Consider the following 15,340-nt stretch of genomic DNA (forward strand, 5'->3'; position numbering starts at 1 on the left):
GCGTTGTCGGGGCGCCCAAGTACGTCCAGTACTCGGGCGCCCCTCCGCCTTGCGATGCACGGCACCAGACGACGCGGGCTTAACCGGCAAGATCCGAAAGAGACGACCTAGCCGGGCACGCGACGGCCCCCGCTCCGCCGAGGGGCGGTGCGGGGGCCGGGACGGGCGTCAGGTCCGGTACAGCAGCAGGCTCAGGACCTCGTGGAGGACGGACTCCGGATCGACCACGGCCTCCGGCGAACGCCAGGCCACGAAGCCGTCCGGGCGTACGAGGACCGCGCCGGTCTTCGTCGTGCCGTGGACCTCGGCCCAGTCGGCCCCTTCCTCCGGGGCCAGGTCGGCCTCCGGACTGGTGCCGATCGCGTACGCGTCCAAGCCCAGGCCCAGCCGGCCCGCGACGGACCGGGCCGCCGAGCGCCAGGGCGTGCCCTCGGAGCTGAGCAGCACGAAGGACCGCTCGTAGAGGTCCACCGTGGACTTGCGTCCCTCCGTTCCGTGAAGCCACATGTGCGGGGCGCGCGTGCCCGGATCACCGGCCAGCCGCATCCGTTCGGGCACGACGGGCTGCTCCGGGTCGGCGCCCAGCACGGCGCCCACGCTGTAGCGGTAGCCCATGGCGACGGTGAGCACCCCGCCGGGCCGGCCGCCGCCGCGCGGACCGGGGGCCGGCTCCGGCTCGTATCCCGGATGGCTGTGCTCCGCCGAGCGGGCCGAGGCCCGCTCGCTCGTCGCCCGGGCGACGGGCAGCCGCTCGGCCTCGTAGCTCTGCAGCAGCCGGTGCCCCGCCGCGCCGTTCAGCACGGCGGCGAGCTTCCAGGCCAGGTTGTGCGCGTCCTGAATGCCGGTGTTCGAGCCGAACGCGCCGGTCGGGGACATCTCGTGGGCCGAGTCGCCGGCGAGGAAGACCCGCCCCGACCCGTACCGTTCCGCGACGCGCTCGGCGGCGTGCCACGGCGCCTTGCCGGTGATCTCGACGTCCAGGCCGGGCGCGCCGACGGCCCGGCGGATGTGCTCGACGCAGCGTTCGTCGGTGAAGTCCTCCAGCGTCTCGCCCTGGTCGGGGTGCCAGGGCGCGTGGAAGACCCACCGTTCGAGGTTGTCGACGGGGAGCAGGGCCCCGTCGGCGTCCGGCTTGGTCAGGTAGCAGACGATGAAGCGCCGGTCGCCGACCACCTCCGCGAGCCCGCGGGAGCGGAAGGTGATGCTCACGTTGTGGAACAGGTCGCCGTGGCCGGTCTGGCCGATGCCGAGCTGCTCCCGTACGGGGCTGCGCGGGCCGTCGGCGGCGACCAGGTAGTCCGCGCGCACGGTGCTGTGCTCCCCGGTGTCGCGGTTCTTGACGAGCGCCGTCACGCCGGTGTCGTCGCTGTCGAAGGAGAGCAGCTCGGTCGAGAAGCGCAGGTCCGCCCCGAGCGTCGGGGCCACGGACATCAGCACCGGCTCGATGTCGTTCTGGCTGCACAGGCACCACGCCGACGGGCTGAAACGGGCCAGCGCGCCCCCGGGGTCGATCTCCTGGAACAGCCACTCCTGATCCTCGCCGGTCAGCGAGCCGCCCTGCAGGATGCCGTGATTGTCCGCCAGGACCGAGGCGGCCTCGCGGATCCGGCCCTCCACACCGGCGACCCGGAACAGCTCCATGGTCCGTACGTTGATGCCGCGTCCACGCGGATGCATCGAGGTGCCCGCATGCTTCTCGACCAGCATGTGCCTGATGCCGTGCCGGCCCAGAAACAGCGAGGTGCACAGGCCCACCAGCGAGCCGCCCACGATGAGGACAGGGACGCGGTGGTCGACGTTTTCCTTCATGGCTCTTCCATGCCCTGTGCGAGGGGCGTTCCCTCGCCCGTTCACCCGCTTGGTTCTCCCCTCTCGCGCCGATGGCACTACAGGACCACGATCGGTTCGGGTGGCGCCGCCCCCGTGGCGACCGCGATATGCCGAAGGAGTGTGAACGATGACGACCTTGTCGGAACGGATATCCCAGTCCGCCTTCGACGGCGCGAGGCTTCGGGTCGTACTGCTGCTGGACCTGTACGACGGGGCTCAGAATCAGTTCCTCGAGGTCTACGAGCACATGCGCCGGCGGGTGTCGACCGTTCCCGGGCACATCCGCGACGAGCTGTGCCAGTCGATCGAGAACCCCTCGCAGTGGCTCATCACCAGCGAATGGGAGAGCGCCCCGCCCTTCCTGGCCTGGCTGAACAGCGAGGAGCACGTCGCGACGGTCCAGCCGCTGCACGGCTGCGTGCGCGACACCCGTTCGCTGCGGTTCAGCGTCCTGCGGGAGACCGGCAAGGACTCCGCGCCCGGCGCCGACCCGGCGCCCGCGCCCATCGCCGCCACGCCCCGCCGCGGGGACGGCGTCGTGCGCCACGCCCTCACCTTCACGGTGAAGCCGGGCAGCGAGGCCGTCGTCGCGAAGCTCCTGGCCGGGTACGCCTCCCCGCAGGCCCGCGTCGACGACAAGACCCGGCTGCGCCGCACCTCCCTCTTCATGCACGGCAACCGCGTGGTGCGGGCCGTCGAAGTGGAGGGCGACCTCCTGGCGGCGCTGCGCCACGTGGCCCGGCAGCCCGGGGTCAGGGCGCTGGAGGAGGCCCTCAACCCGCACCTCGAGCAGGACCGGGACCTCGACGATCCCGGGTCGGCCCGGATGTTCTTCACCCGCGCGGCGCTCCCCGCGGTGCACCACGTGGCCTCGGGCCTGCCCGAGGCCGAGGACACCGGGCGGCACGCGCTCTTCTACCCCGCCAAGGACGGGTGCGGCACGGCTCTGGCGCGGCTGCTGGCCCGCCAGGACGAGGCCGCCGTGGACGACCCCACGAGCCCCATCTCGGCCAGCACGGTCTTCCAGCGCGACGACTTCGTCGTCCGGCTCGTGGACCTCACCGGCCCGCTCGACGCCCGGCCCGCCCTGGCGCTGGGTGTCGAGGGCAGCCACAAGGCGGCCGTACTGGCCCGGCTGCTCGACAGCGCCAAGGACGGCGTCCCCACGAGCGACGACGAGCTCATCCGTTTCCTGTGGCGCTCCGAAATGCGTCTGATCACCGACCGGCGTGCGCCGGCGCAAGTCTGAGGAGAGGTCCGTCATGACCGCTGGAGTGACTCGACTGACGATGGACGATCTCGCCGCCCTCATGCACAAGGGCGCGGGCATCACCGTCGACCCCGCGGCCATGGCCGCACGCCCCGACGCGGACTTCGAGGAGTGGGGGCTCGACTCGCTGGGGCTGCTCGGCATCGTCGGGGAGCTGGAGAACCGGGGCGGCCGGAGCCTGCCGCCCGACGCGGAGCGGTGCAAGTCGCCGCGGGAGTTCCTGGACCTCGTCAACAGCACGCTCATGACCGACGCCTGAGGCGTACCGGGCGCCCGACGCCCCGGGACCGGCTCCGTGCCGGTCCCGGGGCGTCGTGGCGTCCGCCGCCGTCACCCGGGGAGGGGGACGGTGCACTCGAAGGCGTGCAGGTACGCGTTGACCGGGCGGACCTCGCCGACCACCAGGCCGGCGTCCGCCATACGGGCGAGCAGGCTGCCCTTGGTGTGCTTCGCGCCGCCCACGTTGAGCAGCAGCATCAGGTCCATGGCGGTGGTGAACCGCATGGACGGGGTGTCGTCCACGAGGTTCTCGATGATGACGACCCTGGCGCCGGGGCGGGCCGCCTCGATCACGTTCCGCAGGGTCCTGCGGGTGCTGTCGTCGTCCCACTCCAGGATGTTCTTGATGATGTACAGGTCCGCGGCGACGGGGATGGAGTGGCGGCAGTCGCCGGGGATGATGTCGGTGCGCCGGGCGAGCGGTCCGCCGTCGCGCAGCCGTCGGTCGGCCTTCGCCACCACGCCGGGCAGGTCGAGCAGGACCCCTCGTACGGCCGGGTGCTTCTCCAGCAGGCCGGCCAGCACGTGCCCCTGGCCGCCGCCGATGTCGGCGACCACCGAGACCCCGGTGAGGTCGAGGAGTTCCGCGACGTCGAGGGCCGACTGCGTGCTGGAGGTGGTCATGGCCTGGTTGAACACGTGGGCGGATTCGTGCGCGTCCTGGTGCAGGTAGTCGAAGAACCCCTTGCCGTACAGGTCGTGGAAGACGCTGCCGCCGGACCGCACCGCCTCGTCGAGCCGGGGCCAGGCCTGCCAGGTCCAGGGTTCCGTGCACCACAGGGAGATGTAGCGCAGGCTGTGCGGGTCGTCCTCGCGCAGCATGCGGGACATCTCGGTGTGGACGAAGGTGCCGTCCGGAGTCTCCGCGAAGATCCCGTAGCAGGACAGGGCGCGGAGCAGCCGGTGCAGGGGCTGGGGCGCGGCGTTGACCGCCGCCGCGAGGTCGTCCGAGGTGGCGGGCGTCTCGCCGAGGGCGTCGGCGACGCCGAGGCGGGCGGCGGCCCGTACGGCGGCGGCGATCGCCGCGCCGAAGACGAGCTCGCGCAGCCGCATGGCGGACTGGGGGGCGGCCGTGTCCCCGGAGGCGACCTTGATGTCGACGGAGGGGGCGGTGGCGGGGACTGGGGTGGGGGTGGGACTTACCGTGGTCATACGGCCTCGATTCTCCTGATGAGGGGGAACACCGGTCAGCACATCCCCGTGGGCTGCGAGGTCTCGCACCGGTTGCCGAGGAACCTGTTGCCGGCTCCCGTCCCCTGGTTGGCCAGGTCCGCCGGCTTGTTGCCCTTCACCTCGTTGTCCCTGATGACGTTGTCGGTGTTCGTGGCGCCCACGAAGCTCTTGAAGAGCAGGATTCCGCCGGACAGCGGCGAGGCGCCCACGTTGCCGCGGATCGAGTTCGAACGGATGAGCGTCTCTTCGGCGCCGGTCAGGACGATGCCGGCGCCCTGGATGTCGGGGAGGCGGGTGTTGCCGCGGCAGAACTTGTTGTTCTCGTGGATCCGGTTGCCGCGGATGGTCATGTCGCCGGCGCCCGGCTCGCCCTCGTCTCCCACGACGAAGATCCCGCCGCAGTTCCCGGTGAGGGTGTTGTCGTTGACGGACAGGTTCCGCACGCGCCTGACCGTGACCCCGATCCGGTTCCCGGTCAGCGTGTTGTTGCGGACGACGGCGCCGAGGGTGTCGGTGGCCCCGCCCTCGCGGTCGATGGTGTTGGCGACGAAGATGCCGGACTCCGCGTTGTCACGGGCGATGTTGTGCCGGAACGCACCCCGGGTGGACCGCTCCTGGGCGATGCCCCAGGTGCCGTTCTTCTCGGCGGTCACCCGCTCGACGGTCATCCGGTCGGTGCGCGAGGCCCAGATGCCGCTCTTCTTGAAGCCCGTCAGCGTCAGCGACCGGATGGTCACCCGGTTGACGGTCTTCTCCGCGGCTCCTATGACGCAGATGCCGTTGCCGGTCTGTGCGCAGGGGCTCTCGGCGCGCGCGGGCGGGGGCGCGGCCGGCGGCGTGATCACGGTGGTCGCCCCGGAACCCCGCAGGGTCAGGGACTTCGTGATGTGCACGCTCTCGTGGTAGGTGCCGGGGAGCACGAAGATGGTGTCTCCCGGCCGTGCGGCGTCCACCGCTTCCTGGATCGATTCTCCCGGATGCACCGTGCGTCGGGCCGCGGCGGCCGAAGGCGCTGCCAGGCCGAGGCCTGTGGCCATGACGACTGAGATGCATGCGAGGACCGTGAGCTGTCGGTTCGTCACGATTTTGAAGTTATGGGCGATCAGGTCCGCCCGCCACACCGGGTAAGCGGATGGATACATACCGCGGGCAAACGGCCTCATTTCGAGGTCCGGACGGGTGGCCGCCCGCGCGTCGCCTTGGCAGGCCGGCCCGCGGGGGCCGCAGCGCGCCCTCGCGGCCGCCCGATCGGGACCGGTACGACGGTGCGACCGCAAATTGACTGTCCGTCCGACCCCCGCTGTAGCCTGGGAGCCACCGTCTCGCCGCCTGAGCGCATGGCCCTGGGGGATGTCTTGGGGGATTCGGACGACCGGCCGAACGCCGGTCACGCGTACGCATCCGACGGCACCGGCACCCTGCCGTTTCCCGCGCAGCTGAGACGTCTGCGGATGCAACGCGGCATGTCGCTGGCCGACCTGGCCCGCCGCACGCACTACAGCAAGGGCTACCTGAGCAAGATCGAGACGGGCTCCAAGCGCGTGACCGCGGACGTGGCCCGGCGCTGCGACGAGGTGCTCCGGGCCGACGGCGAACTGCTGCGCCTGGTCCGGGAGACGAGCCCGCCCGACCCCGGGCCGGTCCCCGGCCCCGGCCCCGCCCTCGCGCCCGGCGAGGCGCGGCCGGAGGCCGGCGCCCGCCCGTACCGTGGCCTGCCGGCCTTCACCGCTCAGGACGCGGGCTGGTACTTCGGCCGGGAGCGGGCCACGGCCGAGCTGGTCGAGCGGGTCTTCGAGCGGATCGGGAACGGCCCGCTGATGCTGGTCGCCCCCTCCGGCGCGGGCAAGTCCTCGCTGCTGAACGCGGGCCTCGTCCCGGCGCTGCGGCGCGTCGGCGGCTTCCCGATGCCGGGCGCCGAGGCCTGGCCGGTGGTGCGGTTCACCCCCACGGCCCACCCGCTCGAGGAGCTGCTGGTGTGCGCCGCGAAGGTGCTGGACGGCGATCTCGGCCTCGATGCCCGGGAGTTACGGGAACGGCCGCCGGCGTTCCTGGAAGCCGTCCGCCGGCTCGCGGACGCCGCCCCCGGCCCGGCCGGCGGACGGGACGGGCACCGGGACGGGGAGCGGGACGGGGAGCAGGACGGGGAGCGGGACGGGGAGCAGGACGGGGAGCAGGACGGGGAGCAGGACGGCGCCCGTGAGGCCCCGCCGGTCCGGCCCGTGCTGATCGTCGATCAGTTCGAGGAGCTGTTCACCCTCTGCTCCGACGAGGACGAGCGGCACGCCTTCGCCCGGGTGCTGTCGGCCCTGTCCACGTCCCGGCCGGCCGGTGACGGTCCCGATCCCGCCGTCGTGGTGCTCGGCGTCCGGGCCGACTTCACCGGCAGCTGCCTGGACCTGCCTGACCTGGCCCCGGCCTTCGCCTCGGGGCTCTTCGTGCTGCCCCCGATGACCCTGGCAGAGCTCCGGGAGTCGATCACGCGCCCGGCGGAGCTCGCCGGGGTCACCCTCGAACCGGGGCTGGTCCCCCTGCTGCTGCGCGACGCCGGCCTGCGCGAGGACGCACCCGGCCACACGCCCTCCGGCGTGCTGCCGCTGGTCTCCCATGCCCTGATGGCCACCTGGCAGCAGCGCACGGGATCCACCCTGACGGTCGCCGGGTACGAACGCACCGGCGGCATCCAGGGGGCGATCGCGCGGACCGCCGAGACCGTCTTCGCCCGCCTGTACCCTGCCGAGCAGCGCACGATCCGCCGCGTCCTGGTCCGGCTGGTCCACGTCGCCGACGGCGCGGCCGTGACCCGCCGCCGGATGGACCGGACGGCGCTGCCGGAGCAGCCGACCGGTCCGCACCGGGCCGCGGCCGTGCTCGACACCTTCGTCCGGGCCCGGCTGGTCACCATGGACCGCGACACCGTCGAGATCACCCACGAGGCCCTGCTGCACGCCTGGCCGCGGCTGCGCGGCTGGATCCGCGCCGACCGGGCCGGGCTGCTGATCCACCAGCAGCTGGCGCACGCCGCCGCCGAATGGGAGCGCGAGGACCGCGATCCGTCGGCCCTCTACCGCGGGACCCGGCTGGAGACCGCCCGGTCGTGGGCCGACGAGCTCGACGGCCGGAGCCGGCTCGGCCCGCGCGAGGAGGACTTCCTGCGGGCCAGCCAGGCCGGGGAGTACGCCCGGGAGCGGCAGGCACGGCGGCAGGTGCGGCTGCGGCAGCGGATGCTGGCCACGCTCGTGGTCCTGCTGGTGCTGGCGGTGGGGGCCGGCGGGCTGGCGTACGAGCAGCGCGCGGGCGCGCTCGGCCAGGAGCGCGTCGCCCGCTCGCGGGCGCTCGCCCTGCAGTCCGCCTCGCTGGCGGCGGGCCAGCCCGAGAGGTCGATGCGGCTCGCCGCGGAGGCCTACCGGACCTCGCCGACGACCGAGGCGCGCGGGGCGCTGCTGAGCACCCAGTCCCAGCCGTTCGTCGCCCGGCTCGGCGGGCACGGCGGCCCGGTGAACGCGGTGGCCTTCGCCCCGGGGAACGGCGTTCTGGCGACGGCCAGTTCGGACGGCTCGGTGACCCTGCGGCGGGTGGCCGACCACCGTGCGACGGCGTCCTTCACCCTGCCCGGGCGGGTCCGGGCCGTCGCCTTCAGCCCCGACGGCGGCATCCTCGCGGCCACCTCCACGGACGGCCCGGCCCGGCTGTGGGACGTGACCGGCCGGCGCACGGCCGCGGTCCTGGCGCCGGAGACCACCGGCGCCCGGGCCGTGGCCTTCGCACCCGACGGGCGGACGCTGGCCGTCGCGGCCCCCGACGGGACCGTACGGCTGTGGGAGACCGCCGGGGAGCACCGGGCGGTGGCCTCGCTCGAAGGCCACACGGGCCGGGTCAACGCCCTGGCGTACGCGCCGGACGGCCGCACGCTCGTATCGGCCGGGGCCGACCGGACCGTACGGCTGTGGGACCCGGTGGCCGCCCGCCCGCTGGCCGTCCTCGCCGGGCACACGGACGAGGTGCTCGGCGCGGCGTTCGCACCGGACGGGCAGAGCGTCGCCACCGGGGGCGTCGACCGGACCGTGCGGCTGTGGGACGTGGCCGGGCGCCGGACGACCACGACGCTGACGGGGCACAGCGACGACGTCAACGGCGTGGCGTACACCCCGGACGGGACGACGGTGGTCAGCGCGGGCGGCGACGGGACGACCCGGCTGTGGGACGTGCGCGCCGGCCGGCTGACGGCGACCCTCGCCGGGCACACCGACTACGTGCTCGGGGTGGCGGTGGACCCGGCCGGGACGCTGCTGGCCACGGCCGGCTTCGACCAGTCGGTGGTGCTGTGGGACCTGCGCGGCCAGGTGCTGACCTCGCGTCCGTTCACCGAGGTCTGGCACGCCGCGTACAGCCCCGACGGGAGGCTGCTGGCGACCGCGGAGGCGGATCACGCGGTGCGGCTGTGGGACGTGGCGCAGCGCCGGGTGGTGGCCACGTTCGCCGGTCACACCGAGACGGTGTTCTCGGTGGCCTTCGCCCCCGACGGGCGGACGCTGGCCTCGGCGGGCTCGGACGGCACGATCCGGCTGTGGGACCTCGCGGCGCGCGGCCCGGCCGGCACCCTGGCCGGCCCGGGCGGCACGGTGTTCTCGCTGGCCTTCGCACCGGACGGGCGGACCCTGGCCTCCGCGGGTTCGGACGGCACGGTGCGGCTGTGGGACGTGGCCGCGCGCGGCTCCCTCGCCGTGCTCTCGGGCCATACGGACTTCGCCAACGGCGTGGCGTTCAGCCCCGACGGACGCACCCTGGCGAGCGCCGGAGACGATCTGACCGTACGGGTGTGGGACGTGGCCGCGCGCCGGCAGCTGGCCGCGCTCACCGGCCATACGGGGGCGGTACGGGGCGTCGCCTTCAGCCCGGACGGCCGGACCCTCGCGAGCAGCGGCAACGACGGGACCGTACGGCTGTGGGACGCCCGCCGCCGGCGCTTCGAGGCGGCACTCACCGGCCACACCGGCTCCGCGCGGGGCCTCGCCTTCTCGCCCGACGGCCGGACCCTCGCCAGCAGCGGCAACGACCGCACGGTGCGGCTGTGGGAGGTGGCCCGCCGCCGCCCGGTGGCCGCGCTGGCCGGTCACACCAGCGCGGTGTGGGGGGTCTCCTTCTCGCCCGACGGGCGGACGGTGGCGAGCAGCAGCACCGACGGCACCGTACGGCTGTGGAGCGTGGACGTCGGGGCCCGGCTGGCGGAGATCTGCCGGGTCTCCCCCGGTCCGGCGTGCCCGCGCGGCCGCTGAACGCCCCGGCCCGGGCGGGCGTTGCGCGGGCCTGCCGGGCCCCGTCGGAACGGGGCCCGGCAGGGGCCCGGCAGGGGCCCGCTAGCCGGCGTCGCGGACCGCGACGATGCCGTTGAAGACGCCGACGTACGCGGTCCCGTCGGGCCCGAGGGTGATCGGGGCCCAGTTGTTGTCGTACAGCGGGCCGGTGCCGGTGAGCTGCCGCCAGCGGCGCTCACCGGTGCGGAAGTCCACCGCGGTGAGGTACCAGGCGTCGATGCCCCAGGCGTTGGGCTCCTTCTCGTAGAAGTAGAGCAGCCCGTTCGCGGTGGAGAGCTTGGGCACCACGGAGGGCGCGCGGACCGGGCTCTGCCACACCGTGTCGCAGCCACTGCCGTCGGCGCGCACGTCGATGCGGGACGCGCCGCCGACGACGGACTTGCCCAGGAGCAGGGTGGTGACGTTCTCGTAGCCGTAGTTGTTCTCGACGACGATGCTGTTGCCCCAGGTGATCAGGGAGTTGTCGGTGGTCGAGGCGCCCGGTCCGAACACCGGCACCTTGCAGACCAGCCGCCGGTCGGCCGGGACGACCGTGCCCCGCCGGTAGACCAGGACGTTCATCCGGTCGTCGGCGTTGTCGGTGATGGCGACGTAGCCGTCGCCGAAGAGGTCCGGCGTGGTGCCCGAACCCTGGTTCACGGAGCCGGGCTTGGTGCCCGTGCCGCGGTCGTAGGTCTGGCGCCACTGCACCTCGGGGGTGCCGTCGGCGGCGGCGCGGAAGCTGTAGAGGGCGTGGTCGGAGACGATGGAGACGCCGTCCCGGGCGACGGAGAAGGAGTTCTGGATCTCCTCGCCGGCCAGCCGGACCGATCGGATCTGCGCGGTCGCCGGGTCGACGGTGCCGACGCGGCCCTGCCGGGTGACCCACCAGATGCGGCCGTCCCAGTCGGGCATCACGGAGGTGACGGGGTCGCAGGTGCCGCTGGGCCGCAGGTTGGTCCAGGTGACGCAGTCGTGCGGGACGTGGCCGGTGAGGTCCCAGTCGTCGTCGACGGTGAACTTCCAGCTGCCGTCGGGGTTCTGGGAGTGGGAGAGCCGCAGGATGTGCTGGCGGGAGTCGGCCAGCACGGCCCGGTCCTGGTTGTCCAGGTAGAAGTAGGCGCCGCCCGAGGTGTCCTTGAAGATCTTCGAGAAGTCGAGGGAGGTGATCGCCTCGACCGTCGAGGAACGCTGCGGGAGCTGGTGTTCCGCGAGGGTGGCGAGCGTACGGGGCTCCAGCAGCTTGACCTTGAACCCGGAGAAGGTGCCGCACACCGTGACGAGCCGGCCGCCCGCGTCGAAGGTGGCGGTGGCGCACTCGCCGCCGAGGGCGGCGATCTTCTCGCTGGTCACCTTCGGGTCCCTGCCGAGCGGCCCGGACCAGGGCGACGTGGCACTGCCGGCCGCGTCGGAGTGCATGCCGCTGCGGCCGTTGGGCGCGAGGAACGGGTGCTGCGGCGGGGCCTCGCCGGGCAGCGGCGCGGGGGTCGCGGCGGCGCCCTCGTAGTTCCTGACCAGCCGGTGGCCGGGGGCCTTGGGTATCTCCTCCGCCTGGGCGGGCGTGACCCCGTACATCACCGTGAATGCGGCGACGACCGGTGCCACGGCGCAGTGCAGGGCTCTTCGGAACATCCGGACTACCTCCGTGTCTCTTCAGGGTTGTTGACATTGCGTCTGATGTCGCGCCGCCGCCAGACGCTAGATCGCGGTGCCCGAAGAGTCCATGCAGGTGCCGGATGATTCACGAACGCGCAACAGTTGATGATCTCCGCGAGAGACGGCCTAGGGCCTGAGGCTGGAGACCACGTTCGCGGTGGCCGTCAGGCCGTCGTGGATGGTCGCCGCCATGCTGCTGCTCGCGAGGTAGAAGCCGAGCAGCACGCAGACGACGGCGTGGGAGAACTTGAGACCGCCGCTGCGCAGGAAGATCCACGCGAGGATGAGGAGCAGGACGACCACGGAGAGCGAAATCACCATCGAAACCTCCTTACTCGCCGCCATGGTGGCGCAGGGAGGGGTGCCGTCGGGCGAAAGGCGTGTGGGCCGTACGGGTGTTGACCGTCCGTGATGGCCGGTCAGTCCTTGACGATCTCGTTCCAGTGCGTCGTACGGTCGCACCAGCGCTCCAGCAGCACGGGGTCGTGGCCGACGGCGAGCAGGCCCGCGCCGGTCTCGGCGCGGTAGTCCTCGACCACTCTGACCAGCGCGGCCGTGGTGGAGGCGTCCAGCATGGCGGTCATCTCGTCGCAGACCAGCCAGCGCGGCCGGAGCACCAGGGCCCGGGCCAGGCAGGCGCGTTGCAGCTGGCCGTCGCTGACCTCGTGGGGGCGGCGGGCGAGCAGATCGGGGCCGAGGCCGACACGCCGCGTCAAGTCGGCGACGCGTTCTTCGACTTCGTCGCGGCGTCCCGTGGCCCGCAGGGGCTCGGCGACGAGATCGCGCAGCCGCAGGCGGGGGTCGGCGGAGAGCCGGGGCTGCTGGAAGACGACGCCCACGCTGACGCGCAGCGAGCGCGGGGCCCGGTGGCGGAAGCCCGTCACGGTCCGGCCGTCGAGGGCCACGGTCCCGCGGTCGGGGCGGTGCAGCAGGGCGGCGACGCGGGCCAGGGTGGACTTGCCGCAGCCGCTGGGCCCCAGCAGGCCGAGGGATTCGCCGGGGCGCAGGGTCAGGTTCGCCCCGCGGACGGCGGGGGCGTGGCGGTCGTAGCCCGCGGTGATGTCCGTGAGCTCAAGCATGGTGGCAGGCCACCCCTTCGGTCAGCCGGGGCCGGCGGGCGCGGCAATGCGGGTCGGCGGCCGGGCAGCGGGCGGCGAAGGCGCAGCCGGCCGGCAGGGCGCCGAGTTCGGGCGGAGCGCCGGGAACGGGCGTGAAGGCGCGCTCGGGCAGCGCGTCGAGCAGGCCGCGGGCGTAGGGGTGGCGGGGGCCGGGCTCGCCGAAGAAGGCCTTGGCCGGGGCGAGTTCCACGATCCGCCCGGCGTACATGACGGCGACGGTGTCGGCGATCCGTTCGGCGGCCGCGAGGTCGTGCGTGATCATCAGCAGGGCCCGGCCGGCGTCGCGGGTGTGGGCGCGCAGTTCGTCGACGGTGCGGTGGACGAGGTCCCGGTCCAGGCCGGTGGTCGGTTCGTCGGCCAGGAGCAGCGGCGCGTCGCCGACGAGGGTGAGGGCGGTGGCGGCCCGCTGGGCGAGTCCGCCGGAGAGCTGGTGCGGGTGGTGGTCGAGATGGCTCGCGGGGAAGGCGGCCCGCCCGGCGGCCGCCTCGGCGGCCTCGCGCAGCGCTGCCTTCGGGACCCCGGCGAGTTCCCGGACGGTCTCCTCCAGCTGGGCGCGGATGGTGCGGACCGGGGTGAGGTGCGCGGCCGGGCTCTGCGGGACCAGGCCGATGCGGCGGCCCCGTACGGTCTTGGCCAGGGTCCGTTCGTCGGCGGCGAGCACGTCCAGGCCGTCGGCGAGCCGCGCGGACCCGGCGGTCTCGGCGTTGCCGGGGAGCAGTCCGAGCAGCGCGGAGGCCAGTACGGACTTGCCGCAGCCGCTCTCCCCCACGAGGGCCAGGCACTGGCCGGGCGCGAGGTCGAAGCAGGCGTCGGTGACGGCCTCGACGAAGCGGCCGCCGGGCATCCGGAAGCGGACGGAGAGCTGTTCGACGCGGAGCACGGGCGGGGAGGTCACAGGGTCAGCTCCGAGCGGCGCCGGGGGTTGAGCCGGTCGCGCCAGGCGCCGGCGAGGCCGGCGATCGCCAGCGTCGGAATGATGAGGAGGAGGCCGGGGAAGAGCGTGGGCCACCAGTCCCCGGCGAGCAGCGAGCCGCGGGCGGTCTGCACCAGGTTGCCGAGGCTGGCCTGGTGGGACGGCAGGCCCAGGCCCAGGAAGGACAGGGCCGACTCGTGCCACATCGCGTGCGGGACCATCAGCACCGCGGCGAGGCCCGCCTGCGGGAGCACGCCGGGCACCAGGTGGCGTACGGCCACCCGCCACCGCGAGGCGCCGCCCGACACGGCGGCGTCCACGTAGGGCCGGCCGCGCAGCGACAGCACCTCCGCCCGGACGATGCGGGCGGTGGACAGCCAGTGGGTCACGGCCACGGAGACGACCACGGGCCAGACGCCGGGCCGGAACACGGCCACGATGAAGATCCCCAGCAGCAGGTGCGGGATCGAGGACAGCGCGTCCACGGCCCGCATGACCACCCGGTCCACCCAGCCGCCGAGCGCGCCCGCGGCGGCGCCGACGGCCGTGCCGATGACCGTGGCCGCGAGCGCCGCGACCAGGCCGACCAGCAGGGAGACCCGCAGTCCGTACACGCAGCGCAGCAGCAGGTCGCGCCCGACGTCGTCGGTGCCGAACGGGTGGGCCCACGACGGCGGCTGGAGCTTTGCCGACAAGTCGACAGCCTGCTGGTCCAGTTGCACCAGCGGCGGGACCAGCAGCACGGCCAGCACGATCAGCGCCACAGTCACCGCCGAGGCGCGGACGCGCAGGGTGCGCGTCGAGCGCCGGGCCCGGCCCCGCGGGCGCCACGTCACCTCAGCCATCGAAGCCCACCCTCGGGTCCGCGAGCCCGTACAGCAGGTCGGACAGCAGGTTCCCGGCCAGCACGGCGGCGGTGGCCAGCACCGTCAGCGCGGCCAGCAGCGGGAAGTCCACCGAGGTGGCGGCCTGGACGGTGGCCGCGGCGATGCCCGGCCAGCTGAAGACGGTCTCCACCAGCAGCGCGCCGGTGATCAGCTCCGGTACCCGGGAGCCGATCAGCGTCAGCATCGGCAGCATGCCGGAGCGCAGCCCGTGCCCGAGCAGGACGGTCCGCTCCGCCAGCCCCCGCGCGCGGGCGCCCCGTACGGGGTCCTCTTCCAGCGCGTCGGCGACGCCCTGGCGGACGTACAGGAAGAACCAGGGCAGCTGGGAGACGCCCAGGACCAGCGCGGGGAGCACCAGGTGGGAGGCGACCTGTCCGAAGGTGACCGTGTCGCTGCCCGCGTCGGTCAGGCCGCCCGAGGGCAGCACGCCGAGCCGTACGGAGAAGAACCAGATGGCCAGCAGTCCCAGCCAGAAGGCGGGGGCGGCTTCGAGGGTGTAGGCGAGCGCGGACACGCACCGGTCCAGCAGGCCGCCCCGGCGGCGCGCGGCGAGCACCCCGAGCGCCGTGCCGGCCAGTACGGCGACCGCGAAGGCGCAGCCGGCGAGCAGCGCCGACCAGCCGACCCGTTCGGCGATGACGTCGGCGACGGGCTGGCGCATCACGGCGGAGGTGCCGAGGTCGCCGGTGAGGGCCGAGGTGAGCCACTCCCACCAGCGGGCGACGAGCGGCTGGTCCACGCCGAGGTTGGCCCGCAGCTGGTCGAGCTGCTCCTGCGAGGCGGTGAGGCCCGCGGTGCCGGCGTAGGCCTTGACGGGGTCGAAGGGGGACATCGCGGCGACGGCGAAGACCCCGAAGGTGACGACGAGCAGGACGGGGGCGGCGGACAGGGCCCGCCGCCCGGCCATGCGCGCCATCGCTCCC

12 protein-coding genes are annotated in these 15,340 nt (G+C 73.9%); 3 read left to right on the forward strand and 9 right to left on the reverse strand.

All coding sequences use genetic code 11. The features are described 5' to 3' along the window. Window positions 1–168 precede the first annotated feature (168 nt). The gene (locus ACFWP3_RS35445; protein WP_384229487.1) at window positions 169–1,809 is read right to left on the reverse strand and encodes an FAD-dependent oxidoreductase; all 1,641 of its coding nucleotides are present in this window, start codon (window positions 1,807–1,809) and stop codon (window positions 169–171) included. 148 nt (window positions 1,810–1,957) lie between these two features. Here ACFWP3_RS35445 and ACFWP3_RS35450 point away from each other — a divergent pair, with 148 nt between their 5' ends. Continuing rightward, on the forward strand, window positions 1,958–3,079 hold the full coding sequence (locus ACFWP3_RS35450; protein WP_384229489.1) for a SchA/CurD-like domain-containing protein: 1,122 nt from the start codon (window positions 1,958–1,960) through the stop codon (window positions 3,077–3,079). Between the two features lie 13 nt (window positions 3,080–3,092). Then, a complete protein-coding gene (locus ACFWP3_RS35455; RefSeq protein ID WP_384229492.1) occupies window positions 3,093–3,359 on the forward strand; it encodes an acyl carrier protein in 267 nt (88 codons plus the stop codon). Window positions 3,360–3,430: 71 nt separating this feature from the next. Here ACFWP3_RS35455 and ACFWP3_RS35460 read toward each other — a convergent pair whose 3' ends face one another. Both ACFWP3_RS35460 and ACFWP3_RS35465 read right to left on the reverse strand, forming a co-directional pair. Continuing rightward, the gene (locus tag ACFWP3_RS35460) at window positions 3,431–4,531 is read right to left on the reverse strand and encodes a methyltransferase (protein WP_384229494.1); all 1,101 of its coding nucleotides are present in this window, start codon (window positions 4,529–4,531) and stop codon (window positions 3,431–3,433) included. A 35-nt stretch (window positions 4,532–4,566) separates the two neighbouring features. Next, window positions 4,567–5,634, reverse strand: coding sequence for a nitrous oxide reductase family maturation protein NosD (locus ACFWP3_RS35465; RefSeq protein WP_384229496.1), 1,068 nt, complete (start codon window positions 5,632–5,634; stop codon window positions 4,567–4,569). 255 nt (window positions 5,635–5,889) lie between these two features. Between ACFWP3_RS35465 and ACFWP3_RS35470 the strand changes: the two genes are divergently transcribed. After that, the gene (locus ACFWP3_RS35470) at window positions 5,890–9,825 is read left to right on the forward strand and encodes a helix-turn-helix domain-containing protein (protein ID WP_384229498.1); all 3,936 of its coding nucleotides are present in this window, start codon (window positions 5,890–5,892) and stop codon (window positions 9,823–9,825) included. 81 nt (window positions 9,826–9,906) lie between these two features. On the opposite strand, the gene ACFWP3_RS35475 is transcribed toward ACFWP3_RS35470, so the two are convergent. From ACFWP3_RS35475 to ACFWP3_RS35500, 6 genes are all read right to left on the reverse strand, one after another. Then, the gene (locus ACFWP3_RS35475) at window positions 9,907–11,475 is read right to left on the reverse strand and encodes a hypothetical protein (RefSeq protein WP_384229501.1); all 1,569 of its coding nucleotides are present in this window, start codon (window positions 11,473–11,475) and stop codon (window positions 9,907–9,909) included. A 150-nt stretch (window positions 11,476–11,625) separates the two neighbouring features. After that, on the reverse strand, window positions 11,626–11,820 hold the full coding sequence (locus tag ACFWP3_RS35480) for a hypothetical protein (protein ID WP_362807827.1): 195 nt from the start codon (window positions 11,818–11,820) through the stop codon (window positions 11,626–11,628). Between the two features lie 98 nt (window positions 11,821–11,918). Continuing rightward, window positions 11,919–12,578 (reverse strand): ABC transporter ATP-binding protein, encoded by a 660-nt coding sequence (locus ACFWP3_RS35485; protein ID WP_384229504.1) that lies wholly within the window; start codon window positions 12,576–12,578, stop codon window positions 11,919–11,921. Then, window positions 12,571–13,461, reverse strand: a complete 891-nt coding sequence (locus ACFWP3_RS35490; RefSeq protein ID WP_384229534.1) for an ABC transporter ATP-binding protein — start codon at window positions 13,459–13,461, stop codon at window positions 12,571–12,573. Before ACFWP3_RS35490 ends, ACFWP3_RS35485 begins: the two co-directional genes overlap by 8 nt. Window positions 13,462–13,508: 47 nt before the next feature. Continuing rightward, window positions 13,509–14,375, reverse strand: a complete 867-nt coding sequence (locus ACFWP3_RS35495; protein WP_384229506.1) for an ABC transporter permease — start codon at window positions 14,373–14,375, stop codon at window positions 13,509–13,511. Further along, on the reverse strand, window positions 14,368–15,333 hold the full coding sequence (locus ACFWP3_RS35500) for an ABC transporter permease (RefSeq protein WP_384229536.1): 966 nt from the start codon (window positions 15,331–15,333) through the stop codon (window positions 14,368–14,370). Before ACFWP3_RS35500 ends, ACFWP3_RS35495 begins: the two co-directional genes overlap by 8 nt. Window positions 15,334–15,340: the final 7 nt, after the last annotated feature.

It is taken from the genome of Streptomyces sp. NPDC058525 (assembly GCF_042719495.1).
Taxonomy (GTDB): domain Bacteria; phylum Actinomycetota; class Actinomycetes; order Streptomycetales; family Streptomycetaceae; genus Streptomyces.

Excerpts from the sequence above, each read along its gene's own strand:
- ACFWP3_RS35500 (WP_384229536.1), bottom strand. The coding sequence starts at position 15,333 with ATGGCGCGCATGGCCGGGCGGCGGGCCCTGTCCGCCGCCCCCGTCCTG.
- ACFWP3_RS35455 (WP_384229492.1), top strand. The coding sequence starts at position 3,093 with ATGACCGCTGGAGTGACTCGACTGACGATGGACGATCTCGCCGCCCTC.
- ACFWP3_RS35475 (WP_384229501.1), bottom strand. The coding sequence starts at position 11,475 with ATGTTCCGAAGAGCCCTGCACTGCGCCGTGGCACCGGTCGTCGCCGCA.
- ACFWP3_RS35470 (WP_384229498.1), top strand. The coding sequence starts at position 5,890 with ATGGCCCTGGGGGATGTCTTGGGGGATTCGGACGACCGGCCGAACGCC.
- ACFWP3_RS35480 (WP_362807827.1), bottom strand. The coding sequence starts at position 11,820 with ATGGTGATTTCGCTCTCCGTGGTCGTCCTGCTCCTCATCCTCGCGTGG.
- ACFWP3_RS35445 (WP_384229487.1), bottom strand. The coding sequence starts at position 1,809 with ATGAAGGAAAACGTCGACCACCGCGTCCCTGTCCTCATCGTGGGCGGC.
- ACFWP3_RS35490 (WP_384229534.1), bottom strand. The coding sequence starts at position 13,461 with ATGCCCGGCGGCCGCTTCGTCGAGGCCGTCACCGACGCCTGCTTCGAC.
- ACFWP3_RS35450 (WP_384229489.1), top strand. The coding sequence starts at position 1,958 with ATGACGACCTTGTCGGAACGGATATCCCAGTCCGCCTTCGACGGCGCG.
- ACFWP3_RS35485 (WP_384229504.1), bottom strand. The coding sequence starts at position 12,578 with ATGCTTGAGCTCACGGACATCACCGCGGGCTACGACCGCCACGCCCCC.
- ACFWP3_RS35495 (WP_384229506.1), bottom strand. The coding sequence starts at position 14,375 with ATGGCTGAGGTGACGTGGCGCCCGCGGGGCCGGGCCCGGCGCTCGACG.
- ACFWP3_RS35460 (WP_384229494.1), bottom strand. The coding sequence starts at position 4,531 with ATGACCACGGTAAGTCCCACCCCCACCCCAGTCCCCGCCACCGCCCCC.